Raw genomic sequence first — 25,230 nt, forward strand, 5'->3', positions numbered from 1 at the left:
ACCACGGGCTGGGTACCATGTGACCACGCCCGGTACGTCCCGCGCAATACGTTTCCGACAGCCTGTCGGGATATCGGTGTCCTCAGCCGCTGAGCGCGTCCAGATCCGCCTTCGACCAGCGGTCCCCGAGTCCGGTCAGGGTGACGTGGCGGACCTCGTCGGTGGTGTCGCCGACCGCGCGGTGGATGAGGATCTCCAGCCGGTCGTCGGTCAGTTCCTCGACCTTGCCCTCGCCCCACTCCACGACGACGACCGACTCGGGCAGGGACACGTCGAGGTCCAGGTCCTCCATGTCGTCGAGGCCGCCGGAGAGCCGGTAGGCGTCGACGTGGACCAGGGGCGGCCCGTCGACCAGCGAGGGGTGGACCCGGGCGATGACGAAGGTCGGCGAGGTGACCGCGCCGCGCACCCCGAGCCCCTCGCCGAGTCCTCGGGTCAGCGTCGTCTTGCCCGCCCCGAGCTCCCCGGTGAGCATCACCAGGTCGCCCGCGCGCAGCAGCCCGGCCAGTCTCAGGCCCAGCTCGCGCATCTGCTCGGGGGAGGTGACGGTGAGCCGGGTCTCAGCCGGGTCGTACGGTGCTGCTGCCTCTTCCATAACCGCTTACGGTAGCCCCTGCCGGCACGGCTCCCGCGCGGGTCAGCAGGTCCGCGAGCCGGTCGGTGACGGCCTCGGGATGCTCCAGCATCACCAGGTGCCCGGCGTCCGGCACGAGCACCAGCTCGGCGTCGGGCAGCAGGTCCGCGATGGCCTCGCTGTGCTCGCTCGGCGTCACCAGGTCCCGCACCCCCGCCAGCACGAGCACCGGCATGTCCTGGAAGCCGGCCAGCGCCTCGGTCTTGTCGTGGTCGGCGAAGGCCGGGTAGAACTCCGCGACCACGTCGATGGGCGTGGACTCGATCATGCGTTCCGCGAACCGGGCGACCGCCGGATCGATGTCCCGCCCCGCGAACGAGTACCGCTTGATCACCCCGGCGAACAGTTCCGCGGTGGCCCGGCGCCCCTTCTCCACCAGCTCCGCCCGCTGTCCGAGCGCCTTCAGTATGCCCGGCAGCACCCGGCGCACCGCGTTGACCCCGGCCACCGGCAGCCCGAAGTCGACCTCGCCGAGCCGCCCGGAGGAGGTGCCGACGAACGCGGTGGCGACGACCCGGTCCCGGACGTACTCCGGGTACTGCGCGGCCAGCGCCATGACCGTCATCCCGCCCATCGAGTGCCCCACCAGGACCACGGGCCCCTCGGGCGCCGCCGCGTCCAGCACCGCCCTCAGGTCCCGGCCGAGCTGGTCGATGGTGACGGGCAGCCCGTCGCGGGTCTGGGCCACGCCCCGCCCGGACTCCCCGTGGCTGCGCTGGTCCCAGTGGACGGTGCGGACGACGCCGCGCAGGGCGGCCCGCTGGAAGTGCCAGGAGTCCTGGCCGAGGCAGTAGCCGTGGCAGAAGACGACGGTCACCGGGGCCGGCGCCTTGCGGCCGAAGAGCCTGCGGCGGCGCGGGGAGACGCTCGGACCGGGGTCGGGCTCGACGTCGTCGACCTCGTAGTACAGCTCGGTGCCGTCGTCGGCGATCGCCTTGCCGGGCGTGCCGCGCAGGGTGCCGTAGGGGCCGGCGGAGTCCAGCGCCAGGGCGGCCTTGCGGCGCATGCCGCGCCCGACCGTCATCCGCTCTATGGCGACCCCCGCCGCCGCGCCCGCGGCGAGGACGCCTATCGCGGCGCCGGCGAGACCGGTCGCCTTGCGCCAGCCGCCGGACGCGGCCGTCGCGGTCAACGCGTCCACCACGGCCTCCGCTCTGCTCTCGCTCACGTGCCGTTCCCTCCTCGCCGTATACCGTCCGCCGGGCCGGTGCGTCCCGCGCTACCGGACAGTAGCGTGCCCGGTACCCGCGGGGGTCATCCGTTCAGATGGACGCGGGGCACGCGGGTGCCGATCCGGGTGACGATCTCGTACGCGATCGTGCCGCACACCTGCGCCCAGTCCTCGGCGGTGGGCTCTCCCCCGTCGCCCGGCCCGAACAGCACGGCCCGTGTGCCCGGTTCGGGTTCGTCGCCACCGAGGTCGACGACGAACTGGTCCATCGCCACCCGGCCGGCGACGGTGCGCGGCTTGCCGTCGATCAGCACCGGGCCGCCGCCCGAGGCGTGCCGGGGGATGCCGTCGGCGTAGCCCAGCGGCACCAGGCCGAGGGTGGTCTCGCCGGGAGTGACGTAGTGGTGGCCGTAGCTGACGCCGTGGCCGCCCGGCACCCGCTTGACCAGCGCCAGCGACGCGCTCAGCGTCATCACCGGCCGCAGCCCGAAGTCGGCCGGGGTGCCCAGCTCGGGGCTGGGCGAGACGCCGTACATCGCGATGCCGGTGCGGACGAGGTCGAAGTGGGTCTCCGGAAGGGTCAGCGTGGCCGGGGAGTTGGCGATGTGCCGCACCTCGGGCTGCACGCCCCGCTCCTCGGCGTACGCCACCATCTCCCGGAACCGGGTGAGCTGGGCGGCGATGGAGGGGTGGCCGGGCTCGTCGGCGCAGGCGAAGTGGGACCACAGTCCGGTGACCTTGATCAGCCCGGCGGCCTCGGCCGCCAGGGCGGCGCCGACCAGCTCGGGCCAGTCCTCGGGCTGGCAGCCGTTGCGGCCGAGCCCGGTGTCGGCCTTGAGCTGCACCCGCGCGGCGCGGTCCGCGTCACGCGCGGCCGCGGTGACCTCGCGCAGCGCCCACATGCCGCTGACCGCGACGTCGAGGCCGGCCTCGATCGCCTGCCGCCAGGGCCCGCCGGGCACCCAGAGCCAGCACATGATCCGGCCCGGCAGCCCGGCGGCGCGCAGCGCGAGGGCCTCCTCCGGAGTGGCCGTGCCCAGCCAGGTCGCCCCGGCCTCCAGGGCCGCGCGGGCGCACGGCACGGCACCGTGGCCGTACGCGTCGGACTTGACGACGGCCATCAGGTGCGCGTCCCGGGCACGGGCGCGCAGCGCCCGGACGTTGGCGCGCAGGGCACCCAGATCGATCTCGGCACGGGCGCGCAGGGGCGCGGTCGGCACAGCGGAAGTCTCGTTCATGGCGCCCCCAGTCTCTCAGAGGGCGTCGGCGGCCCCCGGCCGCACTCCTCGGCGATCCGCCGGGCTCAGTCCCTGACGACGTCCCGCCACGCGTCGGTGAGGTACCGGGCGATGTCCAGTGCGGCGATGGGGGCGCCGCGCGAGGCCAGGCGCCCGGCGAGACCGTGGAGGTAGGCCGCGGCGCTGCCCGCGTCCAGCGCGGACAGGCGGGAGGCGAGCAGCGATCCGGCGAGCCCTGACAGCACGTCACCGCTGCCCGCGGTGGCCAGCCGGCCGGTGCCGGTGGAGTTGACCCGTACCGGGCCGCCGCCGGGGTCGGCGACCAGCGTGGTGGAGCCCTTCAGCAGCACCGTCGCCCGGTAGCCGGCGGCCAGTTCGCGCACCGACGTCAGCCGGGCCGCCTCGACCTCCTCGCGGCGCACCCCCAGCAGGGCGGCGGCCTCGCCCGCGTGAGGGGTCATCAGGGTCGGTGCGGTGCGCCCCCGCACGAGGTCGCGGTCGGCCAGGCGCAGCCCGTCGGCGTCCAGCAGCACGGGTACGTCGGCGCCGAGCACCTCGGCCACGGTCGCCGCGTCGTCCCCGGCGCCCGGTCCCACCACCCACGCCTGCACCCGGCCCGCGTGGCCGGGGCCCCGGTCGGAGACGAGGGTCTCGGGGAAACGGGCGATCACCGCGTCCCCGGCGGGCCCGACGTACCGTACGGCGCCCGCGCCGCCGCGCAGCGCGCCGGAGACGGCGAGGACGGCGGCGCCGGGGTAGCGCGCCGAGCCGGCGGCGACGCCGAGCACCCCGCGCCGGTACTTGTCGCTCCCGGCACCGGGACGGGGCAGCAGCCGGGCCACGTCCTCGTGCTGGAGGGCCTGAAGCACCGGGTTGGCGGGCAGTTCGAGACCGATCTCGACGAGCCGCACCGCACCGGCGTGCTCCCGGCCGGGATCGATCAGCAGGCCGGGCTTGCAGGCGCCGAAGGTGACGGTGAGGTCGGCGCGTACGGCGGCGCCGGGCACCTCTCCGGTGTCCGCGTCGACCCCGCTGGGCAGGTCCACGGCCACGATCGCGGCCCGCGCCCGCTCGGCGGCCGAGGCGAGCCGGGCGGCGTCGGGCCTCAGACCCCCCTTGCCGCCGATGCCGACGACGCCGTCCACCACGAGATCGGCCCGCTCGATCGCGCCGAGCGCCTCTTCGGGGCGGGCGAGCGCGCCGCCTGCCCGGCGCAGCGCGGCGAGGCCGCCCGCGTGGGCGCGGCCGGGCGAGAGGAGGACGGCGGTTACCCCGGCGCCGCGCTGCCGCAGCCGGGCCCCGGCGTAGAGCGCGTCGCCTCCGTTGTCGCCGCTGCCGACGAGCAGCACCACCCGGCTGCCGTACACCCGCCCGAGGAACCCGGCGCAGGCGGCGGCCAGTCCGGCGGCCGCCCGCTGCATCAGGGTGCCCTCGGGCAGCCGGGCCATCAGGTCGCGCTCGGCGGCCCGTACCGTCTCCACGCTGTACGCAGTACGCATGGGTCCGAGTCTGCCCCCGATCCGCGGGCCCTCGCACCCGGATGGCTCACGCCTCGGCGATCACCACGGCGGAGGCGACGCCCGCGTCGTGGCTGAGCGAGACGTGCCAGGAGCGCACCCCCAGCTCGGCCGCGCGGGCCGCGACGGTTCCCCTGACCCGCAGCCGGGGCTGCCCGCTGTCCTCGACGTAGACCTCGGCGTCGGTCCACAGCAGACCGGCGGGCGCGCCCAGCGCCTTGGCGAGGGCCTCCTTGGCCGCGAAGCGGGCGGCGAGGGAGGCGACCCCCCGCCGCTCCCCGCCCGGCAGCGTCAGCTCCCCCGCCACGAACAGCCGGGCGGCCAGGTTGGGGGTGCGCTCCAGTGCCGCCCTGAACCGGTCGATCTCGGCCACGTCGATCCCGACCCCGATGATGCTCATGGCGGGAGCCTAAGGCGATCCGGCTACTCGACCGTCACCGACTTCGCCAGGTTCCTCGGCTGGTCCACCTCGTTGCCGCGCGCGGTGGCCAGTTCGCAGGCGAACACCTGCAGCGGCACCGTGGAGACCAGCGGCTGGAGCAGGGTGGGCGTGGCGGGGACGCGGATCAGGTGGTCGGCGTACGGGACGACCGCCTCGTCCCCCTCCTCGGCGATGACGACGGTGCGGGCGCCGCGGGCGCGGATCTCCTGGATGTTGGACACGATCTTGTCGTGCAGCACGGAACGGCCGCGCGGGGAGGGCACGACCACGACGACCGGCATGTCCTGCTCGATCAGCGCGATCGGGCCGTGTTTCAGCTCGCCCGCCGCGAATCCCTCGGCGTGCATGTAGGCCAGCTCCTTGAGCTTGAGGGCGCCCTCCAGGGCGACGGGGTGGCCCACGTGGCGGCCGAGGAAGAGCACCGTGTCCTTCCCGGCCAGCGAGCGGGCGAGTTCCCGTACCGGCTCCATGGTCTCGAGGACCCGGTCGATCGCGCCGGAGATGCGGGAGAGGTCGCGGACGACGTCCCGGATCTCGTCGGCCCGCCTGGTGCCGCGCACCTGGCCCAGGTAGAGGGCGACGAGGTAGCAGGCGACCAGCTGGGTCAGGAACGCCTTGGTGGAGGCGACGGCGATCTCGGGGCCGGCGTGCGTGTAGAGCACGGCGTCGGACTCGCGCGGGATGGTCGAGCCGTTGGTGTTGCAGATGGCCAGCACCTTGGAGCCCTGCTCGCGGGCGTGCCGCAGGGCCATCAGGGTGTCCATGGTCTCGCCGGACTGGGAGATGGCGATGACCAGCGACCGCCCGTCGAGGATCGGGTCCCGGTAGCGGAACTCACTGGCCAGCTCGACCTCGCAGGGGATGCGGGTCCAGTGCTCGATGGCGTACTTGGCGATCAGCCCGGCGTGGAAGGCGGTGCCGCAGGCGACGATGACGACCTTGTCGACCTCGCGCAGCTCGACCGCGCCGATCCGCACCTCGTCCAGGGTGAGCGAGCCGGAGGAGTCGATACGGCCGAGGAGGGTGTCGGCGACGGCCTTGGGCTGCTCGGCGATCTCCTTGAGCATGAAGTAGTCGTAGCCGCCCTTCTCGGCGGCCGAGGCGTCCCAGTCGACGTGGTAGGCGCGGACGTCGGCCGGGCTGCCGTCGAAGCCGGTCACCGTGACGCCGTCGCGGCGCAGTTCGACCACCTGGTCCTGGCCCAGTTCGATGGCCTCGCGGGTGTGCGCGATGAAGGCGGCCACGTCGGAGGCGAGGAACGTCTCGTCCTCGCCGACGCCCACCACGAGCGGGGAGTTGCGGCGGGCGCCCACGACCACGTCCGGCTCGTCGGCGTGCACCGCGACCAGCGTGAAGGCGCCCTCCAGCCGGCGGCACACCAGCCGCATCGCCTCCGCCAGGTCGGCGCTCGCGGAGAACTCCTCCGCCAGCAGGTGCGCGACCACCTCGGTGTCCGTCTCGGAGACCAGGTCGTGGCCGCGCTCGGTGAGTTCGGCGCGCAGGACGGCGAAGTTCTCGATGATGCCGTTGTGCACGACGGCGACCCGGCCCGCGTTGTCCAGGTGCGGGTGGGCGTTGGCGTCCGTCGGGCCGCCGTGGGTGGCCCAGCGGGTGTGCCCGATGCCGGTGGCTCCGGCCGGGAGCGGGTGCTCGGCCAGCTCCTTCTCCAGGTTGACCAGCTTCCCGGCCCGCTTCGCGGTGGCCGTCCCGCCGTCCGCGAGCACCGCGACACCGGCCGAGTCGTAGCCCCGGTACTCCAGCCGCTTCAGCCCGGCCATCACGACATCGAGCGCCGACCGCGCCCCTACGTATCCCACGATTCCGCACATGTGCCGCACCCTACGGTCCGTCAGTGATCGAAAACCGCTTCCGCGTGCCCGGATTCGGAAATTTTCACTCGCGTACGGAGGCCTGAGGGGACAAAAAGGGGAGGCACCGCACGGACGTGGTCCGTGCGGTGCCTCCCCTCGCCGGACCGGCCTCCCGGATCGGCTTCCCGGATCAGCCGCGGCGTACCTCGGGGGCCTCCAGGCCGAAGGAGGCGCTGTTGAGCCAGCGGCGCATGTACTTCGCGATCGGGCGCTCCACGAGCCGGTGCACCACGTAGGCGAGCAGGACCAGCGCGGCCACGGTGCACACCACCAGCAGGCGGGGGTCCATCCGGTCGCCGAAGTGGTGGGCGACGGTCAGGCCGATCACGTCGTGCAGCAGGTACAGCGGGAAGGTCATCGTTCCCGCCACGCTCAGCCACCGCCACTGGATGCGGCTGGTCCAGCCGAGCGCGATGGCGGCGATCAGCGCGAAGAAGCCGGTGATCGTCAGCACCAGCCAGCCGCGCCACGGGTGCCAGGTGTCCCAGTCGAGCCGGCCGCCGTGCGGGGTGAGGATGAAGTGCATCGCCAGCAGCCACGACATGAGCACGATCCCCCACAGCAGCGGGGTCGCCCGGAACCGGTACATCAGGTAGAACGCCATGCCCGCGATGAAGAACGGCGCGGAGACCGGGTTGACCAGCACCGTGAGCAGCGGCAGGTGCGCGGCCGGGGCCAGTACCGCGGCGACGGTCCAGATACCGGCGAAGACGGCGACACGGGTGTAGGTGAGCCCCTTCCACACCACGATGGAGAACGTCAGGTAGAAGCACAGCTCCGGCCAGAGCGTCCAGTACACCGAGTCCAGGTCGTCCACGCCGAGCGGCTTCTGGAGCATCGTGAGGTTGGCGAAGACCACCCGCGGGTTCGGGTGCCCCATCGGGGTGTCGAAGAGGTAGATGACGGCCGTCGACACCAGCACGCCGATCCAGTACATCGGGTACAGCCGGGTGACGCGGGATATGAAGAAGTCCCGCGGTGACCGGCCCCATGCGCTCATGCAGATCACGAAGCCGCTGATCAGGAAGAACAGGTCGACACCGAGCCGGCCGAAGGCCAGGTAGCGGTGCGAGTCCGGGAAGATCGCCTGGTACGGGCGTCCCCAGATGTGCTCCATCGTGTCCGGGGTCTGCCCGGTGAAGTGGAAGACCACCACCGCGACGGCGGCCAGGAACCGCAGCCCGTCCAGCGCGGCCAGCCGCTGCCCCTTGCCCCGCGCACCGGGGGCGGCCTCCTTCGGCTCCGACGGTGCCTGTGACACCGGGACGTGGACGGTGACGGCCTCCTCCACGTGTCGCTCGTCGGCCGTGACGGCCACGGCCGTCTCATCCCTCTGGATCATCCATTCACCGTTTCAGTGCCGGGCTCTGCGTTCGTGCTGTGCGGACTTACGTTCACACGACACGTGGGTGGGAGAAAAGTTGTGCCGCCGTCTCGGAACAACTCCCTCACCGCTCAACCCAGCTTGGCCACCTGAGCGGCGATGACGTCGGCCGGCGCCTGGTAGTCCTTGCCGGAGGCCATCGCGGCCATGTTGATCGTGCCCTCGTCCGCCCTGTCCGCCCCGTCGGAGCCGCCGCAGGCGGTGGCGAGCAGGGCCAGCGCCGCGGCGGACGCGGCGAGGACGGTGCGGCGGACGGCGGTGGCACTCACAGGGGCGCTCTTCTCTTCGGTGTTTCCCCCGCGCTTTGCGCACAGTTGTCCCGCACGTCACGCACAGCCTGCGCACAAATGATCATCGAGGATCCAGCCGGTACCCGACCGTGACGGCGACGTGATCTCCCCGCACGCCCCGCGTGACGCACCCCACGCACACCGCCGTTCAAACAGCGTTAACAATGGAATGTGATCTCACCGGTCTCCGCGATGCCCCGGAGCGCCCACCGGCACAGGCCGGAGGCGACTCCCTACGTCGATCTCACCCGCGCCGAATGGAGCGCGCTGCGCGACAAGACGCCGCAGCCGCTCACCGCCGAGGAGGTGGAGAGGCTGCGCGGCCTCGGCGACGTCATCGACCTCGACGAGGTGCGGGACATCTACCTCCCGCTCTCCCGCCTGCTCAACCTCTACGTCGGCGCCACCGACGGCCTCAGAGGCGCCCTGAACACCTTCCTGGGCGAGAAGGGCTCCCAGTCCGGCACCCCCTTCGTCATAGGCGTGGCCGGCTCGGTGGCCGTCGGCAAGTCCACCGTGGCCCGCCTGCTCCAGGCCCTGCTCTCCCGCTGGCCCGAGCACCCCCGCGTCGAGCTGGTCACCACCGACGGCTTCCTGCTGCCCACCAGGGAGCTGCAGGCCCGCGGGCTGATGTCCCGCAAGGGCTTCCCCGAGTCCTACGACCGCCGCGCCCTGACCCGGTTCGTCGCCGACATCAAAGCCGGCAAGGACGAGGTCACCGCACCGGTCTACTCCCACCTGATCTACGACATCGTCCCCGGCGAGCGCCTCACCGTGCGCCGCCCGGACATCCTCATCGTCGAGGGCCTCAACGTCCTCCAGCCCGCCCTGCCCGGCAGCGACGGCCGCACCCGCGTCGGCCTCGCCGACTACTTCGACTTCAGCGTCTACGTCGACGCCGGCGGCGACGACATCGAGCGCTGGTACCTGGAGCGGTTCAAGAAGCTGCGCCAGACCGCCTTCCAGAACCCGTCCTCGTACTTCCGCAAGTACACCCAGGTCTCCGAGGAGGAGGCGGTGGACTACGCGCGCACGCTGTGGCGGACCATCAACAAGCCCAACCTGACGGAGAACATCGCCCCCACCCGCGGCCGGGCGACCCTCCAGCTCCGCAAGGGACCCGACCACACCGTGCAGCGGCTGCGCCTGCGCAAGCTGTAGCGGCGACAGGGTTGGATGGGCACATGCTGCATCTGCGTCTGATAGTCCCGTCCGACCGCACGGACGAGGTGGTCCGCCTGATCGAGTCCACGGTCGGCGCCGTCCACCTCGTGGTGCTGCCCGGCGCCGCCCGCGACCCGGCCGGGGACGTGGTGATGTGCGACGTCGCGCGGGAGGCGGGCGACGGCCTGCTCTCCCGGCTCCAGGAGCTCGGCATCGACCGCACCGGCTCGATCGCCGCGGACAACGTGGACCTGTCGCTGTCGACCCGCGCCGACCGCGCCGAGGAGGAGGCGCCCGGCGAGGCCGCGGACGCCGTGCTGTGGCAGCACCTGGTCGAGGCGACCCACGAGGAGTCCACCCTCTCGGTGACCTACGTCGCCTTCCTGGCCATCGCCACGATGATCGCGGCCTGCGGTGTGGTGCTGGACAACGCGGTGCTGATCGTGGGCGCGATGGCGGTGGGCCCGGAGTTCGGGCCGCTGGCGGGGGTCAGTACGGCCCTGGTGAGCTGGAAGCCGCGGCTCGCCGCGCGCTCGCTGATCGCGCTGGTGGTGGGCTTCGCCGCCGCGATGGCCCTCACCGTCGGCTTCAGCGTGCTGATGGACGCGGCCGGCCAGTTCACCGAAAGCCAGTTGGAAGGCGACCGGCCCAACACCGGGTTCGTGTACGCGCCGGACGCCTTCTCGTTCGTGGTGGCGCTGCTCGCGGGCGCGGCGGGGACGCTCTCGCTGACCTCGGCCAAGTCCGGCGCCCTGGTCGGCGTGGCCATCTCGGTCACCACCGTCCCGGCCGCCGCCAACGCCGCCGTGGCCCTGGCCTACGGGGACACCACGCAGACCGTCGGCTCGTGCGAGCAACTGCTGCTGAACCTGTTCGGCATCGTGGTGGCGGGTGTGCTGACCCTCCTGGCCCAGAAGGCGTTCTGGGCCAGGACGGGCCGGACGAGCGGGCACGACTCCGACGGCGCGAAGGCCGAAGTGGCCTAGCGCTGTGACCGGAAGGGTTTGCCGGAAAGCTCGCGGCGTCCGGTGCGGTGCATCGCAAGGCGGAGCACCGCCCGCGTACGGGATGTACTCGGGCGACGCGACAACGCGGCGAGGTGCCGCGCCGGACGCCGCGAGCCGGTGAACCCTTCCGGTCACAGCACCAGGGGGTGTCCGGCAACGCCGCGGACGGGCGTGCAAGACCCCGCGTCCGCGCCGTGATCCGCCGGACGGGCCCTAACCCAGCGCCGACTTGACCGCGTCCGCCAGCCGGCCGGCGATCGTGCGGGCCTGGTCGATGTCGGCGGCCTCGACCATGACGCGGACCAGCGGCTCGGTGCCCGAGGGACGCAGCAACACCCGGCCGGTGCGGCCGAGTTCACGCTCGGCCTCGCCGACGGCGGCCGCGAGGTCGGCCGAGGTGCCCACCCGCGAGCGGTCCACGTCCGGGACGTTGACCAGGACCTGCGGCAGCCGGTCCATCACCGAGGCCAGCTCACGCAGCGCCCGGCCGGTCTCGGCGACCCGCGCCGCCAGCAGCAGACCGGTCAGGGTGCCGTCACCGGTGGTGGCGTGGTCCAAGATGATGACGTGCCCGGACTGCTCGCCGCCGAGGGCGTAGCCGTGCTCCTTCATCTCCTCCAGCACGTACCGGTCGCCCACGGCCGTCTGCACCAGGCTGATGCCGGCCCGCTCCATGGCGAGCTTGAAGCCCAGGTTGGACATGACGGTGGCCACGACCGTGTCGGCGGACAGCGTGGACCGCTCGCGCATCGCCAGCGCGAGCACGGCGAGGATCTGGTCGCCGTCGACCTCCTCGCCGGTGTGGTCCACGGCCAGGCAGCGGTCGGCGTCGCCGTCGTGCGCGATGCCGAGGTCCGCGCCGTGCTCCAGCACGGCGGCCTTCAGCAGCCCCAGGTGGGTCGAACCGCAGCCGTCGTTGATGTTGAGGCCGTCCGGCTCGGCACCGATCGTGACGATGGTCGCCCCGGCGCGGGAGAACGCCTCCGGCGAGACACCGGCGGCGGCGCCGTGCGCCTCGTCCAGGACGATCTTCAGCCCGTCGAGCCGGTTGGGCAGCGCCGAGAGCAGGTGGGTGACGTAGGTCTCGAAGCCCGCCTCGTAGTCGCGGACCCGGCCGACCCCGGCGCCGGTGGGGCGCTCCCAGGGCTCGCCGTGGCGGTGCGACTCGTAGACGGCCTCGATACGGCCCTCCAGCTCGTCCGCGAGCTTGTGGCCGCCGCGTGCGAAGAACTTGATGCCGTTGTCCGGCATCGCGTTGTGACTGGCGGACAGCATCACACCGAGGTCGGCGCCCAGCGCGCCGGTCAGGTGGGCGACGGCGGGCGTGGGCAGCACACCGACGCGGAGCACGTCCACGCCCGCGCTGGCGAGGCCCGCGACCACGGCGGCCTCCAGGAACTCCCCGGACGCGCGCGGGTCACGGCCCACCACGGCGGTCGGCCGGTGCCCCTCGAACGTGCCGGCCTCGGCCAGTACGTGCGCCGCCGCGACGGACAGGCCGAGCGCCATCTCGGCCGTCAGGTCCGCGTTGGCGACGCCACGCACGCCGTCGGTACCGAAAAGTCGTCCCACTTGTCCTCCCGAGGAAGCGTCACTGCTGCCAGGAATCATGGCATGCCGCCCGAGCATCCGATCACACAAGACTTTGAGCCTCTTGTGTCGTTATACGCCCTTGGCGGAGATAAACGAACGCCCCGGCGGCACACAGGGCGTGCCGCCGGGGCGTTCGGAGTACGCGCGAAGCGCCGCTGTTTAGCGCTTGCTGTACTGCGGAGCCTTGCGGGCCTTCTTGAGACCGGCCTTCTTGCGCTCGACCGCACGGTCGTCGCGCTTGAGGAAGCCGGCCTTCTTCAGGGCGCCGCGGTTGTTGTCGACGTCCGCCTCGTTCAGCGCACGGGCGACACCGAGACGGAGCGCACCGGCCTGACCGGAGACACCGCCACCCGCGATGCGGGCGACGACGTCGTAACGGCCCTCGAGCTCGAGCACCTTGAAGGGCTCGTTGACTTCCTGCTGGTGCACCTTGTTCGGGAAGTAGTCCTCGAGGGTGCGACCGTTGATCTTCCACTTGCCGGTGCCCGGAACGATCCGGACGCGGGCGATGGCGTTCTTGCGACGGCCCAGGCCGGCGGCCGGCTGGGGCTCGCCGAAGCGGGACGCGAGGGACTCCGACGTGTACTCGCCCTCGACGGGGAGCTCGGTCTCGGTGGTGTAGCTCTCGATGTCGACGAGCTCAGTCTCTTCGACCGGCTGCTCGGGGGTGGTCTCGGCCACGATTCTCCTCAGATTCTCTTCAGTCTTAAAGGGTGGCCGGAATTACTGCGCGACCTGGGTGATCTCGAACGGCACCGGCTGCTGGGCAGCGTGCGGGTGCTGGTCACCCTTGTAGACCTTCAGCTTCGAGAGCATCTGACGGCCAAGGGAGTTCTTGGGGAGCATGCCCTTGACGGCCTTCTCGACGGCCTTCTCGGGGTTCTTGTCCAGCAGCTCGTCGTAACGGACGGAGCGCAGACCACCCGGGTAGCCGGAGTGACGGTAAGCCATCTTCTGGGTCCGCTTGTTGCCGGACAGGTGCACCTTGTCGGCGTTGACGACGATGACGAAGTCACCGGTGTCGACATGCGGCGCGTAGATCGGCTTGTGCTTGCCCCGGAGAAGGGTCGCGGCGGTGGTGGCGAGACGACCCAGGACGATGTCCTGAGCGTCGATGACGTACCACTGGCGCGTCACATCGCCGGGCTTGGGGCTGTACGTACGCACGGTTCGTAGCCTTCGCTTCGAGTGAATGGTCCTGAACAGGTCACCGAAACGATCACGACAGCCTCGATCGCACTGCGGTGACGCAACCGCGTGCTGATCGCTGGTCATCGGCCCGGTGGACCGGTGTAAGGGCCCGTCCCGTGAGAATGAGCAAGCCAATACACAACGAGGAGCTAGGTTACCGGTCCGCCCCCGGACGGGTCAAAACGAGCTTGCCGGAAATCCTCCCGGCCGCAATGTTCCCCCGTGCGCCGAAGGTCCCCGTATCGCCTCGGAGCCCGTTCCCCTCGGGCGCGCCGGGACCGCGCGACCCCCTCTAAGATGCGCCCCATGAGTTACGGGCAGGGGGGTCCCCAGTCTCAGTGGGACCCTTGGACACCTCAATCCCAGCAGCCGTGGAAGAGCGGCGACGACGACGGGACCCCGGACTGGGCCGCGCTCGCGGACGCCTCGGAGAACCGTAAGAAGCGTCGCAAGGTGCTGCTCGTCGCGGGCGGCGTACTCGCCACGGGCGCGATAGGCACCGCCGTCGCCATGGCCGTGTCGAACGCGGGCGGTGACAGCCGGGCGGGAGGTCCCTCCAGCCTGCCCGCGACCGCCTCCCTGCCGGGCGGCACGGCGACCACGGCCCCCTCCTTCGCCCCGACCAGCGCGCCCCCGCCGCTGGACCCGAAGGACTTCATAGCCGGCGCCGACAAGGACACCGCCCCGCTGAGCCCGGAGACCCTGTTCCCCGGCACCCAGCTCACCATGGGCGAGACGGTGTACAAGAAGGGCGCCACCAGCGACAGCCGGAACTGCGCGTCCGGCGCCGGCGGCACCCTGGCCAAGGCGCTCGCCGCGGGGAGGTGCACCCGGCTGATGCGGGTCAGCTACGTGAAGGACGGCGTGGCCGTGACCGTGGGTGTCGCCGTCTTCGACAACGACACCGACGCCCGGCGCTTCAAGGACCGTGCCGACCGGAAGAGCATCGTCGCCGCGCTGCCCGGCAAGGGTGTCAAGGCGTTCTGCGACTCCGCGATCTGCCGCTCCACCACCAACACCCTCGGCCGGTACGCCTACTTCACCATCGCCGGGTTCACCGACGGCAAGGACGTGACCACCAAGGACACCAAGGTGTTCGCGGCCGGCAACGACCTGGCGCAGTTCTCCTTCCGCCAGATCCGGCGGCGCGGCGAGGCCCAGGCGTCGGCGGCCGCCAACCGGTAGCGGCCGCCGGCGCTCCCCCGCCCGCGCACTCCGGCCCGCTCAGCAGCAGCCCGCCGACGGCAGCGAGCGCCGGTTGCGCGCCTCCTTGTTCCGGGCGGCCAGCAGTTCGTCGGCGGGGTAGCCGACCTCCTCCAGCGTCAGCCCGTGCGGCCGCACCACGTGCACGGCGGAGTCCCGTACCCCGGCCGCCAGCACCTTCCCCGGCCACTGGGGCCCGCGGTGGCCGTCGCCGGTGAACAGCAGGGCGCCGATCAGCGAGCGCACCATGTTGTGGCAGAAGGCGTCCGCGCGCACGGTGGCCGTGATCACCCCGTCCGCCCCGCGCACCAGGCTCAGCTCCTGGAGGGTGCGGATGGTGGTGGCGCCCTCGCGCTTCTTGCAGTAAGCCGCGAAGTCGTGCTCGCCCAGCAGGGCACGGGCCGCCTCGTTCATCGCGTCCACGTCCAGCGGCCAGTCGTGCCACAGGACATGGTTGCGCAACAGCGGGTCCACCCCGCCGGGGTTGTCGGTGACGCGGTACGCGTAGCGCCGCCAGACGGCGGAGAAACGGGCGTTGAAACCGGGCGGGGCCTCGGTCAGGGACCAGATCCGTACGTCCTTGGGCAACCGGCCGGCGAGCCGCTTCAGCAGCTTCTCCCGGTGCTCGGCCCACACCGGCTCCGGCAGGTCGACATGGGCGACCTGGCCGCGCGCGTGCACCCCGGCGTCCGTCCGCCCGGCCACCGTCAGCTCGTACGTCTCCTTCGACCGGGTCACCGTGCGCAGGGCGTCCTCGATCTCGCCCTGCACGGTCCGCCGCCCGCCGGCCTGCTTGGCCCACCCGTGGAAGTCGGTGCCGTCGTAGGACAGGTCGAGGCGGATACGGACATGTCCGGGCTGTGCTTCGTCACTCACGCGGGAATCCTCTCAAGGGCGCCGTGCTGGGGGAAAACGTGAAAGCGGGCCCGCCCCCACAGGGACGGGCCCGCTTCTCAGGCGTCAGCCTCAGGCGTCCTTGGACTCCTCGGCGGGAGCCTCGGTGGCCTCGGTCTGCTCGACCTTCGCCTCCTCGGACTCCTTGACCGCACGCTTGGTGGCGGCCTCGGCCTCACCGGTGGCCTGCTGCGCGACGGTCAGCGCCTCGACCAGCTCGATGACGGCCATGGGCGCGTTGTCGCCACGGCGGTTACCGATCTTGGTGATGCGGGTGTAACCACCGGGGCGGTTCTCGTAGCGCGGGCCGATCTCGGCGAAGAGCGTGTGGACGACGCTCTTGTCCGTGATCACCTGGAGCACCTGACGGCGGTTGTGAAGGTCGCCCTTCTTCGCCTTGGTGACCAGACGCTCGGCGTACGGGCGCAGACGGCGCGCCTTCGCCTCGGTGGTGGTGATGCGGCCGTGCTCGAAGAGGCTCTTCGCGAGGTTCGCGAGGAGCAGCTTCTCGTGCGCGGCGCTGCCGCCCAGACGGGCACCCTTGGAGGGCTTCGGCATGATGTTTCTCCTATGTGTCTGCCCCGGCCGTGTCAGGTACCGAGGTCAGTATCCGAGCGAGCGGTTGCTCTTCGGAGATCCGAGCAGGCCTCGAAGAGGCCCGCTCGGAAGGGGCGCGGGGAACTGCGCGACCAGCCACAGCCGGCCCGCAGACGCAGTACGGCCTCCCCGCGGAGCACTCAGTACTGCTCGGTCTCCACGAAGCCCGCGTCCGCGTCGTCGTCCGCGCCGAACGCGTCGGCAGCGGCGGTCGGGTCGAACCCGGGGGGCGAGTCCTTGAGCGCCAGGCCCATGCCCGCGAGCTTGGCCTTGACCTCGTCGATGGACTTCGCACCGAAGTTGCGGATGTCGAGCAGGTCGGCCTCGGAGCGGGCGACGAGCTCACCCACGGAGTGGATGCCCTCACGCTTGAGGCAGTTGTACGACCGGACGGTGAGCTCGAGCTCCTCGATCGGCAGCGCGAGGTCGGCCGCCAGCGCGGCGTCCGTCGGGGACGGACCCATGTCGATGCCCTCGGCGTCGATGTTCAGCTCGCGCGCGAGACCGAACAGCTCGACCAGGGTCTTGCCGGCGGAGGCCATGGCGTCACGCGGACGCATCGCCTGCTTGGTCTCGACGTCGACGATCAGCTTGTCGAAGTCGGTGCGCTGCTCGACACGCGTGGCCTCGACCTTGTACGTGACCTTGAGAACCGGCGAGTAGATCGAGTCGACCGGGATACGGCCGATCTCCTGGCCCACCTGCTTGTTCTGCACGGCGGAGACGTAGCCGCGACCGCGCTCGACGGTCAGCTCCATCTCCAGCTTGCCCTTGCCGTTGAGCGTGGCGAGGACGAGGTCGGGGTTGTGCACCTCGACACCGGCCGGGGGCGCGATGTCGGCGGCGGTGACCAGACCCGGGCCCTGCTTGCGCAGGTACATCACGACCGGCTCGTCGTGCTCCGAGGAGACCACGAGCTGCTTGATGTTGAGGATCAGGTCGGTGACGTCCTCCTTGACGCCCGGCACGGTGGTGAACTCGTGCAGGACACCGTCGATCCGGATGCTGGTGACAGCGGCACCGGGGATCGAGGAGAGGAGGGTACGGCGGAGGGAGTTGCCGAGGGTGTAGCCGAAGCCCGGCTCCAGCGGCTCGATCACGAACCGGGAGCGGAACTCGTCGACGACCTCTTCGGTCAACGAGGGACGCTGAGCGATCAGCATGTGTGAATCCTTCAGTCAGGGGCGCCCGCTATTTGACGCCCGACTCAGTACTGCAAGGGTACGGGCGGCACGGCCCGAAAGAGCCGTACCGCCCGGACCCGCGAAACCAGCGGAGCGCTGTGCGTCAGACGCGGCGGCGCTTCGGCGGGCGGCAGCCGTTGTGCGGGGTCGGGGTGACGTCCTGGATGGAGCCGACCTCGAGGCCCGTGGCCTGCAGGGAGCGGATCGCGGTCTCACGACCGGAACCCGGGCCCTTGACGAACACGTCGACCTTGCGCATGCCGTGCTCCTGGGCGCGGCGGGCAGCCGACTCGGCGGCCATCTGCGCGGCGAACGGCGTGGACTTCCGGGAGCCCTTGAAGCCGACGTGGCCGGCGGAGGCCCAGGAGATCACGTTGCCGGACGGGTCCGTGATCGAGACGATCGTGTTGTTGAACGTGCTCTTGATGTGCGCGTGGCCGTGAGCGACGTTCTTCTTTTCCTTGCGGCGCACCTTCTTGGCAGCGCCCTGACGTCCCTTGGGGGGCATCTACAAACTCCTACGGGGAGGTGGTCGGTCCTACAGCGAAGACCGCTGATGAAGCGTTGTCCGCTGAGGACTACTTCTTGCCCGGCTTCTTCTTGCCGGCGATGGCGCGACGCGGGCCCTTGCGGGTGCGGGCGTTGGTGCTGGTGCGCTGACCGCGGACGGGCAGGCCGCGACGGTGACGGAGACCCTGGTAGCAACCGATCTCGACCTTGCGGCGGATGTCGGCCTGGATCTCGCGACGGAGGTCACCCTCGGTCTTGATGTTGTTGTCCACGTACTCGCGGATCGCGACGAGCTGCTCTTCGCTCAGGTCGCGGACGCGGGTGTTCGGGTCGACGCCGGTCGCAGCCAGCGTCTCCTGGGAGAGGGTCCGGCCGATGCCGAACACGTAGGTGAGGGCGACCTCCACGCGCTTTTCGCGCGGGATGTCAACACCGGAAACGCGTGCCATTCAATGGCTCCTGGTGATTCTTCGGAGGTCTTCCACAGAACCGGCTCCCGGCCGCCGTACGAGGTACGAACCGGGTCCTCGGCCTCCGACCGAGGGTGTCGAGCTGGTTGGCTCGGGCTCTGCGTATGAACAATTCAGCTTGCGTCGCGCGAAACTCTGCGAGAGGTGCAGAGGGTTCGGCCCTGCGTCAGCCCTGGCGCTGCTTGTGGCGCGGGTTGTCGCAGATGACCATGACCCGGCCGTGACGGCGGATCACCCTGCACTTGTCGCAGATCTTCTTGACGCTCGGCTTGACCTTCATGGGGTGAGGTTCTCCGGGTCAGTGCCATCACCCCGGCGCGAGCCGGGATGCGGGCAAGATCTACTTGTACCGGTAGACGATCCGGCCACGCGTCAGGTCGTACGGAGACAGCTCCACCACGACCCGGTCGTCAGGGAGGATGCGGATGTAGTGCATGCGCATCTTGCCGCTGATGTGTGCCAGGACCTGGTGGCCGTTCTGGAGCTCGACCTTGAACATGGCGTTCGGCAGAGACTCGACGACAGTGCCCTCGATCTCGATGGCACCTTGCTTCTTGGCCACGCTTCGCCCTTCGAATCGACTACCTTGATCGACTCCCCCGCGTTTCCCTGATGGGCGCATGCGGACATGCGGGTGCACGAGAGCCGACGAGTCAGTCTACGTCAGCGCACCCGGAAAAACGAATCGAAGAATTCTGCCCCATACCGCTGATCCTTATGCGAGCGGATCGGGGGCGGCCGTGACGCCGTACTCCGCCAGCTTGGCCCTGCCGCCGTCCGGGGCGGTGAGGACCAGCGGGCCCTGTTCGGTGAGGGCCACCGAGTGCTCCCAGTGCGAGGACCAGGTGCCGTCCGTGGTGATGACGGTCCAGTCGTCCTCGAGGACCTTCGTGCGGGGTGTGCCGAGGGACACCATGGGCTCGATGGCCAGGCAGAAACCGGGGACCAGCTTGGGGCCCTTGCCGCGGCGCCGCTCGACGTAGTTCAGCAGGTGCGGATCCATGTGCATCTCGGTGCCGATGCCGTGGCCGCCGTAGTCCTCGACGATGCCGTACTTGCCGCCGCCGGGCTTCGGCTGCCGGCGGATGTAGGTCTCGATCGCGCGGGAGATGTCGACCAGCCGGTTGCCCGGCTTCATCGCGGCGATCCCCGCCCACATCGACTCCTCGGTCACGCGGGACAGCTCGACCAGCTCCGGAGCGTGCCCCGAGCCGACGAAGGCGGTGTAGGCCGCGTCACCGTGCCAGCCGTCCACGATCGCGCCGCAGTCGATGGAGATGATGTCGCCGTCGCCCAGCACGACGTTCTCGGAGGGGATGCCGTGCACCACCACGTCGTTGACCGACGTGCAGATGGTCGCGGGGAAGCCGCCGTACCCGAGGAAGTTCGACTTCGCGCCGTGCTCGTCCAGCACCTTGCGCGCCACGTCGTCCAGGTCCTTGGTGGTCGCGCCGGGCACCGCCGCCTCGCGGGTGGCCGCGTGGATCGCGGCGACGACCAGGCCCGCCGCCCGCATCTTCGCGATCTGCTCGGGGGTCTTGATCTGCACCATGGGGGCCTGCGCTCTCCGTCACTCGTCACCGACTGGGGTTACCTGCACAACACTACGGCCGCGGCGCCCAGGGCGGGCACCGCGGCCGGAAGGACCGGGGGTCTTACTCGCTGCCGGCCTTCTCGCGCTTGAGTGCCTCCAGCGCCCGCTTGGTGATCTCGTCCACCGGACCCAGCGAGGAGATCGTCACGACGAGCCCCTGCGCCTTGTAGTAGTCGATGATCGGCTCGGTCTGCGTGTGGTAGACCTCGAGCCGCTTGCGGACGGTGTCCTCGGAGTCGTCGTCGCGCTGGTACAGCTCGCCGCCGCAGACGTCGCAGACGCCCTCGGTCTCGGGCGCGCTGTACGTCACGTGGAAGACGTGCGAGGAGTCGTTGCGGCAGATGCGCCGGCCGGCGATCCGCTTGACGACCTCCTCCTCCGGGACCTCCAGGTCCAGGACGGCGTCCAGCTTGATGCCCTCGCTCTGCAGCAGCTCGTCCAGCGCCTCGGCCTGGGAGACGTTGCGCGGGAAGCCGTCGAGCAGGAAGCCGTTCTCGGCGTCCGGCTGCTCCATGCGGTCCTTGGCCATGGCGATGGTGACCTCGTCCGGAACGAGGTTGCCCGCGTCCATGTAGGACTTGGCCAGCTTGCCCAGCTCCGTCTGCCGAGAGATGTTGGCGCGGAACAGGTCGCCCGTGGAGATGTGCGGTACGCCCAGCTTCTCGGCGAGACGGACGGCTTGCGTTCCCTTACCGGCACCCGGCGGCCCGACGAGGACGATACGCATCAGCGGAGGAACCCTTCGTAATTGCGCTGCTGGAGCTGGCTCTCGATCTGCTTCACCGTCTCGAGACCCACACCCACGATGATCAGGATGCTCGTCCCGCCGAAGGGGAAGTTCTGACTTGCTCCGAAGCCCACCAACGCCACCGTCGGTACGAGAGCGATCAGACCCAGATACAGCGAGCCGGGCCAGGTGATCCGGTTGAGCACGTAACTCAGGTACTCAGCGGTCGGCCGGCCAGCCCGGATACCCGGAATGAAGCCACCATACTTCTTCATGTTGTCGGCGACTTCCTCGGGGTTGAACGAGATCGCCACGTAGAAGAACGCGAAGAACACGATGAGAAGGAAGTACATCGTGATGTAGATCGGGTGGTCGCCCTTGGTCAGGTTGGCCGTGATCCATCGCTTCCAGCCCGAGTCCCCGCCCGCGAACTGCGCGATCAGCGCCGGGATGTAGAGCAGCGACGAGGCGAAGATGACCGGGATCACACCGGCCTGGTTCACCTTCAGCGGGATGTACGTCGACGTACCCCCGTAGGACCGGCGGCCGATCATCCGCTTCGCGTACTGCACCGGGATGCGGCGCTGGGCCTGCTCCACGAAGACCACGAGCGCGACCATGACCAGGCCGACGAGGATGACGGTGCCGAACTCGATCCAGCCGCCGGCCAGCGTGCCCTGCTTCTTGATGGCCCACAGCGCGGACGGGAAGGTCGCGGCGATCGAGATGAACATCAGGATCGACATGCCGTTGCCGATGCCGCGGTCGGTGATCAGCTCACCGAGCCACATCACCAGCGCCGTACCGGCGGTCATGCAGATCACCATGGTGATCGTGGTGAAGATCGCCTGGTCCGGGACGATGTTCCCGGCGACCGTGCACCCGCTGAACAGCGCGCCGCTGCGGGCTGTGGCCACCAGGCCGGTGCCCTGCAGGATGGCGAGCGCCACGGTGAGGTAGCGGGTGTACTGCGTGATCTTCGCGGTGCCGGCCTGCCCCTCCTTCTTGAGGGCCTCCAGCCGCGGGATCACCACGGTCAGAAGCTGAAGGATGATGCTCGCCGTGATGTACGGCATGATGCCGAGGGCGAAGATCGTGATCTGGAGCAGCGCTCCACCACTGAACATGTTGACCAGACCGAACAGGCCCTGGTTGCCGGAGGCCTCGGTCACGCAGGTCTGGACGGCCTTGTAGTTGACGCCGGGGATCGGGATGTGGGTACCGACCCGGTAGACCACGATGATGCCCAGCGTGAAGAGCAGCTTCTTGCGCAGGTCGGGCGTCCTGAACGCCCGGGCGAACGCGGTGAGCACGGTGCCTCCTGCGACCCCCGCGCAACTGCGTCAAGGGTGACGGTCTAGAGGTTCGACGAATAAGTGGAAGGGAACAGCGCTGGCCACCTTACCGGCGACACCGCCCCCCTAGGAACGACCAACCGGGGATACCCCACTGTGGGGTATCCCCGGTCGGGATCGTCTACGTCATCGAGTGACCCTGAGGGACCCTTGAGGGCCTCAGACCAGCTCGGTGACCGTACCGCCGGCGGCGGTGATCTTCTCCTTGGCGGAGCCGGAGACGGCGTCGACCGTCACCTGCAGCGCCACGGAGATCTCGCCCTGGCCCAGGACCTTGACGAGGCTGTTCTTGCGAACGGCACCCTTGGCCACCAGACCCTCGACGGTGACCTCGCCACCCTCGGGGTAGAGCGCGGCCAGCTTGTCGAGGTTCACGACCTGGAACTCGGTCTTGAACGGGTTCTTGAAGCCCTTCAGCTTCGGAAGACGCATGTGGAGGGGCATCTGGCCACCCTCGAAGCGCTCCGGAACCTGGTAACGGGCCTTCGTGCCCTTGGTACCACGACCGGCCGTCTTACCCTTCGACGCCTCACCACGACCGACACGGGTCTTGGCGGTCTTGGCGCCGGGGGCCGGACGGAGGTTGTGGATCTTGAGCGGGTTCTGCTCCGCCATGATCAGTCGACCTCCTCGACCGTCACGAGGTGGCGGACGGTGTGCACCATGCCGCGGAACTCGGGGCGGTCCTCCTTGACGACCTGCGTGTTGATCCCCTTGAGACCAAGGGAACGCAGGGTGTCACGGTGGTTCTGCTTGCTGCCGATGTAGGACTTGACCTGCGTGATCTTGAGCTGCGCCATTACGCACCAGCCCCGGCACGCGCACGCAGCAGAGCCGCGGGGGCGACGTCCTCGAGCGGCAGACCGCGGCGGGCCGCGACCTCCTCGGGACGCTGCAGGCCCTTGAGGGCCGCCACGGTCGCGTGCACGATGTTGATCGCGTTGTCGGAGCCCAGGGACTTCGACAGGATGTCGTGGATACCGGCGCACTCGAGCACGGCACGCACCGGACCACCGGCGATAACACCGGTACCCGGGGACGCGGGCTTGAGCAGCACGACGCCGGCAGCCTTCTCACCCTGGATGGGGTGCGGGATGGTGCCCTGGATACGGGGGACCTTGAAGAAGTGCTTCTTGGCCTCCTCAACACCCTTGGCGATGGCGGCCGGCACCTCCTTGGCCTTGCCGTAACCGACACCCACGGTGCCGTCACCGTCGCCCACCACGACCAGCGCGGTGAAGCTGAAGCGACGACCACCCTTCACAACCTTGGCGACACGGTTGATCGCGACAACGCGCTCAACGTAAGCGGTCTTCTCGGCGGCGGCTGCGCCGCCGTCACGGCCCTTCCGGTCCCGCCGCTCGCCGCCACCGGCACCGCCACCGCGGCGCTGGGGTCCAGCCATTGGAATTACCTCTCTCTGTTTCCGCTAGCTACGGAACCGGCTCAGAACTTCAGGCCGGCTTCGCGGGCGGCGTCCGCCAGGGCGGCGATGCGCCCGGCGTACTGGTTGCCACCACGGTCGAACACGACAGCCTCGACACCGGCGGCCTTGGCACGCTCGGCGACCAGGGCGCCGACCTGCTTGGCCTGCGCGGACTTGTCGCCCTCGCCGCTCCGGACCGACGCGTCCAGCGTGGACGCGGAGGCCAGGGTGTGGCCCTTGAGGTCGTCGATCACCTGCGCCACGATGTGACGGTTGGAGCGGGTCACGACCAGACGCGGACGCTCCGCCGTACCGGAGATGTTCTTGCGAATCCGGATGTGGCGGCGCTTGATCGCGGCGCGCTTGTAGGCGTCGCCCTTGAGGATCTTCTGTCCGTATGCCATGGCTTACTTACCCGCCTTTCCGACCTTGCGGCGGATGACTTCGCCCTCGTACTTGACACCCTTGGCCTTGTACGGGTCGGGCTTGCGCAGCTTGCGGATGTTGGCCGCAACCTCGCCGACCTTCTGCTTGTCGATGCCCTCGACCTGGAAGCGGGTCGGGCTCTCCACCTTGAAGGTGATGCCCTCGGGCGCCTCGACGACGATCGGGTGGCTGTAGCCGAGCGCGAACTCGAGGTTCGAGCCCTTGGCCGTCACGCGGTAACCGACACCGCTGATCTCGAGCTTCTTCACGTAACCCTGGGTCACGCCGGTGATCATGTTCGCCACCAGCGTGCGGGACAGGCCGTGCAGGGCCTTGTTCTGACGCTCGTCGTTGGGACGGGTCACCGCGAGGGTGCCGTCCTCATCCCTGACGATGTCGATCGGCGCGACGACGGTGTGGGTCAGCGAGCCCTTGGGACCCTTGACCGCGACCGTACGGCCGTCGATGGTGACGTCCACGCCGGCGGGAACCGTGATGGGGAGCTTGCCAATACGCGACATAGCTGTTTCCTCCGTTCCCTTCCGTTACCAGACGTAGGCGAGGACTTCCCCACCCACGCCCTTCTTGCCGGCCTGCTTGTCGGTGAGGAGACCGTGCGACGTGGAGATGATCGCCACGCCCAGGCCGCCGAGCACCTTCGGCAGGTTGGTGGACTTCGCGTAAACCCGGAGACCGGGCTTGGAGATGCGCTTGATCCCCGCGATGGAGCGCTCACGGTTGGGGCCGAACTTCAGCTCCAGGACGAGGTTCTTGCCGACCTCGGCGTCCTCGACCTTCCAGCCCGTGATGAAGCCCTCCTGCTGGAGGATCTCTGCGATGTGAGACTTGATCTTCGAGGACGGCATCGTCACGGAGTCGTGGTATGCCGAGTTCGCGTTCCGCAGACGCGTAAGCATGTCTGCGATCGGATCAGTCATGGTCATGAATTGGCCTTCGGCCTCTCTCGCCGGGGTTTCCTGGTGCGCCATCCCTCTCCCCGATCCGGGACGGGACGGGTGCGGCGCGGTGGACCTACGGCGTAGTAAGTCGTACGGGCGCGACAGACGCCCGACCCCGCAAGCCTACGGCATGTGGGGGCGGGCCCCTGTCGGCCCAGATGCTTACCGAGAGCTTCAGGAATCCCTGTTGAGGGGATTACCAGGAGCTCTTGGTCACGCCCGGCAGCTCGCCACGGTGAGCCATCTCACGAAGGCACACGCGGCAGAGGCCGAACTTGCGGTACACGGAGTGCGGACGGCCGCAGCGCTGGCAGCGCGTGTAGCCACGCACACCGAACTTGGGCTTGCGAGCAGCCTTAGCGATAAGAGCCTTCTTCGCCATC

General features: G+C 70.1%; 31 protein-coding genes. 3 read left to right on the forward strand and 28 right to left on the reverse strand.

Annotated features, from left to right (window positions below; all coding sequences use genetic code 11):
* Positions 1–82 precede the first annotated feature (82 nt).
* From tsaE to ACWCV3_RS03585, 8 genes are all read right to left on the reverse strand, one after another.
* Positions 83–595 (reverse strand): tRNA (adenosine(37)-N6)-threonylcarbamoyltransferase complex ATPase subunit type 1 TsaE, encoded by a 513-nt coding sequence (gene tsaE / locus ACWCV3_RS03550; RefSeq protein WP_451217777.1) that lies wholly within the window; start codon positions 593–595, stop codon positions 83–85.
* Entirely contained in the window at positions 561–1,802 is a 1,242-nt protein-coding gene (locus ACWCV3_RS03555) for an alpha/beta fold hydrolase (protein WP_451217780.1), read from the reverse strand. The genes tsaE and ACWCV3_RS03555 overlap by 35 nt, the downstream gene beginning before the upstream one ends.
* A gap of 86 nt (positions 1,803–1,888) precedes the next feature.
* The gene (gene alr, locus ACWCV3_RS03560) at positions 1,889–3,043 is read right to left on the reverse strand and encodes an alanine racemase (RefSeq protein WP_451217783.1); all 1,155 of its coding nucleotides are present in this window, start codon (positions 3,041–3,043) and stop codon (positions 1,889–1,891) included.
* 65 nt (positions 3,044–3,108) lie between these two features.
* Positions 3,109–4,542 (reverse strand): NAD(P)H-hydrate dehydratase, encoded by a 1,434-nt coding sequence (locus ACWCV3_RS03565; RefSeq protein WP_451217786.1) that lies wholly within the window; start codon positions 4,540–4,542, stop codon positions 3,109–3,111.
* Positions 4,543–4,588: 46 nt separating this feature from the next.
* Positions 4,589–4,960 carry a holo-ACP synthase gene (locus tag ACWCV3_RS03570; protein WP_451217789.1) on the reverse strand — a complete coding sequence of 124 codons (372 nt, stop codon included), beginning with the start codon at positions 4,958–4,960 and terminating at the stop codon, positions 4,589–4,591.
* 23 nt (positions 4,961–4,983) lie between these two features.
* On the reverse strand, positions 4,984–6,831 hold the full coding sequence (glmS, locus tag ACWCV3_RS03575) for a glutamine--fructose-6-phosphate transaminase (isomerizing) (protein WP_451217792.1): 1,848 nt from the start codon (positions 6,829–6,831) through the stop codon (positions 4,984–4,986).
* A 172-nt stretch (positions 6,832–7,003) separates the two neighbouring features.
* Positions 7,004–8,215 carry an acyltransferase family protein gene (locus tag ACWCV3_RS03580; protein WP_451217795.1) on the reverse strand — a complete coding sequence of 404 codons (1,212 nt, stop codon included), beginning with the start codon at positions 8,213–8,215 and terminating at the stop codon, positions 7,004–7,006.
* Between the two features lie 113 nt (positions 8,216–8,328).
* On the reverse strand, positions 8,329–8,526 hold the full coding sequence (locus tag ACWCV3_RS03585) for a hypothetical protein (RefSeq protein ID WP_451217798.1): 198 nt from the start codon (positions 8,524–8,526) through the stop codon (positions 8,329–8,331).
* 213 nt (positions 8,527–8,739) lie between these two features.
* Here ACWCV3_RS03585 and coaA point away from each other — a divergent pair, with 213 nt between their 5' ends.
* The gene (gene coaA, locus ACWCV3_RS03590) at positions 8,740–9,708 is read left to right on the forward strand and encodes a type I pantothenate kinase (RefSeq protein WP_451218231.1); all 969 of its coding nucleotides are present in this window, start codon (positions 8,740–8,742) and stop codon (positions 9,706–9,708) included.
* A 23-nt stretch (positions 9,709–9,731) separates the two neighbouring features.
* Positions 9,732–10,697, forward strand: a complete 966-nt coding sequence (locus ACWCV3_RS03595) for a DUF389 domain-containing protein (RefSeq protein ID WP_451217801.1) — start codon at positions 9,732–9,734, stop codon at positions 10,695–10,697.
* Between the two features lie 234 nt (positions 10,698–10,931).
* On the opposite strand, the gene glmM is transcribed toward ACWCV3_RS03595, so the two are convergent.
* From glmM to rplM, 3 genes are all read right to left on the reverse strand, one after another.
* Positions 10,932–12,290 carry a phosphoglucosamine mutase gene (gene glmM, locus ACWCV3_RS03600; protein WP_451217804.1) on the reverse strand — a complete coding sequence of 453 codons (1,359 nt, stop codon included), beginning with the start codon at positions 12,288–12,290 and terminating at the stop codon, positions 10,932–10,934.
* Between the two features lie 180 nt (positions 12,291–12,470).
* Positions 12,471–12,992 (reverse strand): 30S ribosomal protein S9, encoded by a 522-nt coding sequence (gene rpsI / locus ACWCV3_RS03605; protein ID WP_135783691.1) that lies wholly within the window; start codon positions 12,990–12,992, stop codon positions 12,471–12,473.
* 42 nt (positions 12,993–13,034) lie between these two features.
* Positions 13,035–13,478 (reverse strand): 50S ribosomal protein L13, encoded by a 444-nt coding sequence (gene rplM, locus ACWCV3_RS03610; RefSeq protein ID WP_030811719.1) that lies wholly within the window; start codon positions 13,476–13,478, stop codon positions 13,035–13,037.
* Between the two features lie 330 nt (positions 13,479–13,808).
* On the opposite strand from rplM, the gene ACWCV3_RS03615 reads away from it, so the two are divergent.
* Entirely contained in the window at positions 13,809–14,687 is an 879-nt protein-coding gene (locus tag ACWCV3_RS03615) for a hypothetical protein (RefSeq protein WP_451217808.1), read from the forward strand.
* A gap of 39 nt (positions 14,688–14,726) precedes the next feature.
* Here ACWCV3_RS03615 and truA read toward each other — a convergent pair whose 3' ends face one another.
* From truA to ACWCV3_RS03700, 17 genes are all read right to left on the reverse strand, one after another.
* Positions 14,727–15,581 (reverse strand): tRNA pseudouridine(38-40) synthase TruA, encoded by an 855-nt coding sequence (truA, locus tag ACWCV3_RS03620; RefSeq protein WP_451217811.1) that lies wholly within the window; start codon positions 15,579–15,581, stop codon positions 14,727–14,729.
* A gap of 90 nt (positions 15,582–15,671) precedes the next feature.
* The gene (gene rplQ / locus ACWCV3_RS03625; protein ID WP_030811710.1) at positions 15,672–16,157 is read right to left on the reverse strand and encodes a 50S ribosomal protein L17; all 486 of its coding nucleotides are present in this window, start codon (positions 16,155–16,157) and stop codon (positions 15,672–15,674) included.
* 179 nt (positions 16,158–16,336) lie between these two features.
* Complete coding sequence (locus tag ACWCV3_RS03630) at positions 16,337–17,359, reverse strand: DNA-directed RNA polymerase subunit alpha (protein ID WP_003966937.1); 1,023 nt, start codon at positions 17,357–17,359, stop codon at positions 16,337–16,339.
* A gap of 124 nt (positions 17,360–17,483) precedes the next feature.
* The gene (gene rpsK / locus ACWCV3_RS03635; RefSeq protein WP_003956432.1) at positions 17,484–17,888 is read right to left on the reverse strand and encodes a 30S ribosomal protein S11; all 405 of its coding nucleotides are present in this window, start codon (positions 17,886–17,888) and stop codon (positions 17,484–17,486) included.
* Between the two features lie 70 nt (positions 17,889–17,958).
* A complete protein-coding gene (rpsM, locus tag ACWCV3_RS03640; RefSeq protein WP_030811707.1) occupies positions 17,959–18,339 on the reverse strand; it encodes a 30S ribosomal protein S13 in 381 nt (126 codons plus the stop codon).
* A 187-nt stretch (positions 18,340–18,526) separates the two neighbouring features.
* Positions 18,527–18,640: a 50S ribosomal protein L36 gene (rpmJ, locus tag ACWCV3_RS03645; RefSeq protein WP_003974245.1), complete on the reverse strand. Its 114-nt coding sequence runs from the start codon at positions 18,638–18,640 to the stop codon at positions 18,527–18,529.
* A gap of 60 nt (positions 18,641–18,700) precedes the next feature.
* Positions 18,701–18,922 (reverse strand): translation initiation factor IF-1, encoded by a 222-nt coding sequence (infA, locus tag ACWCV3_RS03650; RefSeq protein ID WP_003948620.1) that lies wholly within the window; start codon positions 18,920–18,922, stop codon positions 18,701–18,703.
* Positions 18,923–19,075: 153 nt separating this feature from the next.
* Positions 19,076–19,912: a type I methionyl aminopeptidase gene (map, locus tag ACWCV3_RS03655; RefSeq protein WP_451217816.1), complete on the reverse strand. Its 837-nt coding sequence runs from the start codon at positions 19,910–19,912 to the stop codon at positions 19,076–19,078.
* A gap of 103 nt (positions 19,913–20,015) precedes the next feature.
* The gene (locus ACWCV3_RS03660; RefSeq protein ID WP_451217819.1) at positions 20,016–20,681 is read right to left on the reverse strand and encodes an adenylate kinase; all 666 of its coding nucleotides are present in this window, start codon (positions 20,679–20,681) and stop codon (positions 20,016–20,018) included.
* Positions 20,681–21,994, reverse strand: a complete 1,314-nt coding sequence (gene secY, locus ACWCV3_RS03665) for a preprotein translocase subunit SecY (RefSeq protein WP_451217822.1) — start codon at positions 21,992–21,994, stop codon at positions 20,681–20,683. The genes ACWCV3_RS03660 and secY overlap by 1 nt, the downstream gene beginning before the upstream one ends.
* A 201-nt stretch (positions 21,995–22,195) precedes the next feature.
* Positions 22,196–22,651, reverse strand: a complete 456-nt coding sequence (gene rplO, locus ACWCV3_RS03670) for a 50S ribosomal protein L15 (protein ID WP_023547373.1) — start codon at positions 22,649–22,651, stop codon at positions 22,196–22,198.
* A gap of 2 nt (positions 22,652–22,653) precedes the next feature.
* Positions 22,654–22,836, reverse strand: coding sequence for a 50S ribosomal protein L30 (rpmD, locus tag ACWCV3_RS03675; RefSeq protein ID WP_003974250.1), 183 nt, complete (start codon positions 22,834–22,836; stop codon positions 22,654–22,656).
* Positions 22,836–23,441 (reverse strand): 30S ribosomal protein S5, encoded by a 606-nt coding sequence (gene rpsE / locus ACWCV3_RS03680; RefSeq protein ID WP_007494753.1) that lies wholly within the window; start codon positions 23,439–23,441, stop codon positions 22,836–22,838. Before rpsE ends, rpmD begins: the two co-directional genes overlap by 1 nt.
* Before the next feature lie 41 nt (positions 23,442–23,482).
* The gene (rplR, locus tag ACWCV3_RS03685; protein WP_030811697.1) at positions 23,483–23,866 is read right to left on the reverse strand and encodes a 50S ribosomal protein L18; all 384 of its coding nucleotides are present in this window, start codon (positions 23,864–23,866) and stop codon (positions 23,483–23,485) included.
* Between the two features lie 3 nt (positions 23,867–23,869).
* Positions 23,870–24,409, reverse strand: a complete 540-nt coding sequence (gene rplF, locus ACWCV3_RS03690) for a 50S ribosomal protein L6 (RefSeq protein WP_030811694.1) — start codon at positions 24,407–24,409, stop codon at positions 23,870–23,872.
* Positions 24,410–24,433: 24 nt separating this feature from the next.
* Positions 24,434–24,832 (reverse strand): 30S ribosomal protein S8, encoded by a 399-nt coding sequence (gene rpsH, locus ACWCV3_RS03695; RefSeq protein ID WP_030811690.1) that lies wholly within the window; start codon positions 24,830–24,832, stop codon positions 24,434–24,436.
* Between the two features lie 211 nt (positions 24,833–25,043).
* A complete protein-coding gene (locus ACWCV3_RS03700) occupies positions 25,044–25,229 on the reverse strand; it encodes a type Z 30S ribosomal protein S14 (RefSeq protein ID WP_003948630.1) in 186 nt (61 codons plus the stop codon).
* Position 25,230: the final 1 nt, after the last annotated feature.

Source organism: Streptomyces sp. NPDC001781 (assembly GCF_053596035.1).

Bases quoted from the DNA above. Each gene is read 5' to 3' on its own strand.
- tsaE (WP_451217777.1), bottom strand. From the start codon at position 595: ATGGAAGAGGCAGCAGCACCGTACGACCCGGCTGAGACCCGGCTCACC.
- alr (WP_451217783.1), bottom strand. From the start codon at position 3,043: ATGAACGAGACTTCCGCTGTGCCGACCGCGCCCCTGCGCGCCCGTGCC.
- ACWCV3_RS03565 (WP_451217786.1), bottom strand. From the start codon at position 4,542: ATGCGTACTGCGTACAGCGTGGAGACGGTACGGGCCGCCGAGCGCGAC.
- ACWCV3_RS03570 (WP_451217789.1), bottom strand. From the start codon at position 4,960: ATGAGCATCATCGGGGTCGGGATCGACGTGGCCGAGATCGACCGGTTC.
- glmS (WP_451217792.1), bottom strand. From the start codon at position 6,831: ATGTGCGGAATCGTGGGATACGTAGGGGCGCGGTCGGCGCTCGATGTC.
- ACWCV3_RS03580 (WP_451217795.1), bottom strand. From the start codon at position 8,215: ATGATCCAGAGGGATGAGACGGCCGTGGCCGTCACGGCCGACGAGCGA.
- coaA (WP_451218231.1), top strand. From the start codon at position 8,740: ATGCCCCGGAGCGCCCACCGGCACAGGCCGGAGGCGACTCCCTACGTC.
- ACWCV3_RS03595 (WP_451217801.1), top strand. From the start codon at position 9,732: ATGCTGCATCTGCGTCTGATAGTCCCGTCCGACCGCACGGACGAGGTG.
- ACWCV3_RS03615 (WP_451217808.1), top strand. From the start codon at position 13,809: ATGAGTTACGGGCAGGGGGGTCCCCAGTCTCAGTGGGACCCTTGGACA.
- rplQ (WP_030811710.1), bottom strand. From the start codon at position 16,157: ATGCCGAAGCCCTCCAAGGGTGCCCGTCTGGGCGGCAGCGCCGCGCAC.
- ACWCV3_RS03630 (WP_003966937.1), bottom strand. From the start codon at position 17,359: ATGCTGATCGCTCAGCGTCCCTCGTTGACCGAAGAGGTCGTCGACGAG.
- rpsK (WP_003956432.1), bottom strand. From the start codon at position 17,888: ATGCCCCCCAAGGGACGTCAGGGCGCTGCCAAGAAGGTGCGCCGCAAG.
- rpsM (WP_030811707.1), bottom strand. From the start codon at position 18,339: ATGGCACGCGTTTCCGGTGTTGACATCCCGCGCGAAAAGCGCGTGGAG.
- rpmJ (WP_003974245.1), bottom strand. From the start codon at position 18,640: ATGAAGGTCAAGCCGAGCGTCAAGAAGATCTGCGACAAGTGCAGGGTG.
- map (WP_451217816.1), bottom strand. From the start codon at position 19,912: ATGGTGCAGATCAAGACCCCCGAGCAGATCGCGAAGATGCGGGCGGCG.
- ACWCV3_RS03660 (WP_451217819.1), bottom strand. From the start codon at position 20,681: ATGCGTATCGTCCTCGTCGGGCCGCCGGGTGCCGGTAAGGGAACGCAA.
- rplO (WP_023547373.1), bottom strand. From the start codon at position 22,651: ATGGCGGAGCAGAACCCGCTCAAGATCCACAACCTCCGTCCGGCCCCC.
- rpmD (WP_003974250.1), bottom strand. From the start codon at position 22,836: ATGGCGCAGCTCAAGATCACGCAGGTCAAGTCCTACATCGGCAGCAAG.
- rpsE (WP_007494753.1), bottom strand. From the start codon at position 23,441: ATGGCTGGACCCCAGCGCCGCGGTGGCGGTGCCGGTGGCGGCGAGCGG.
- rplR (WP_030811697.1), bottom strand. From the start codon at position 23,866: ATGGCATACGGACAGAAGATCCTCAAGGGCGACGCCTACAAGCGCGCC.
- rplF (WP_030811694.1), bottom strand. From the start codon at position 24,409: ATGTCGCGTATTGGCAAGCTCCCCATCACGGTTCCCGCCGGCGTGGAC.
- rpsH (WP_030811690.1), bottom strand. From the start codon at position 24,832: ATGACCATGACTGATCCGATCGCAGACATGCTTACGCGTCTGCGGAAC.
- ACWCV3_RS03700 (WP_003948630.1), bottom strand. From the start codon at position 25,229: ATGGCGAAGAAGGCTCTTATCGCTAAGGCTGCTCGCAAGCCCAAGTTC.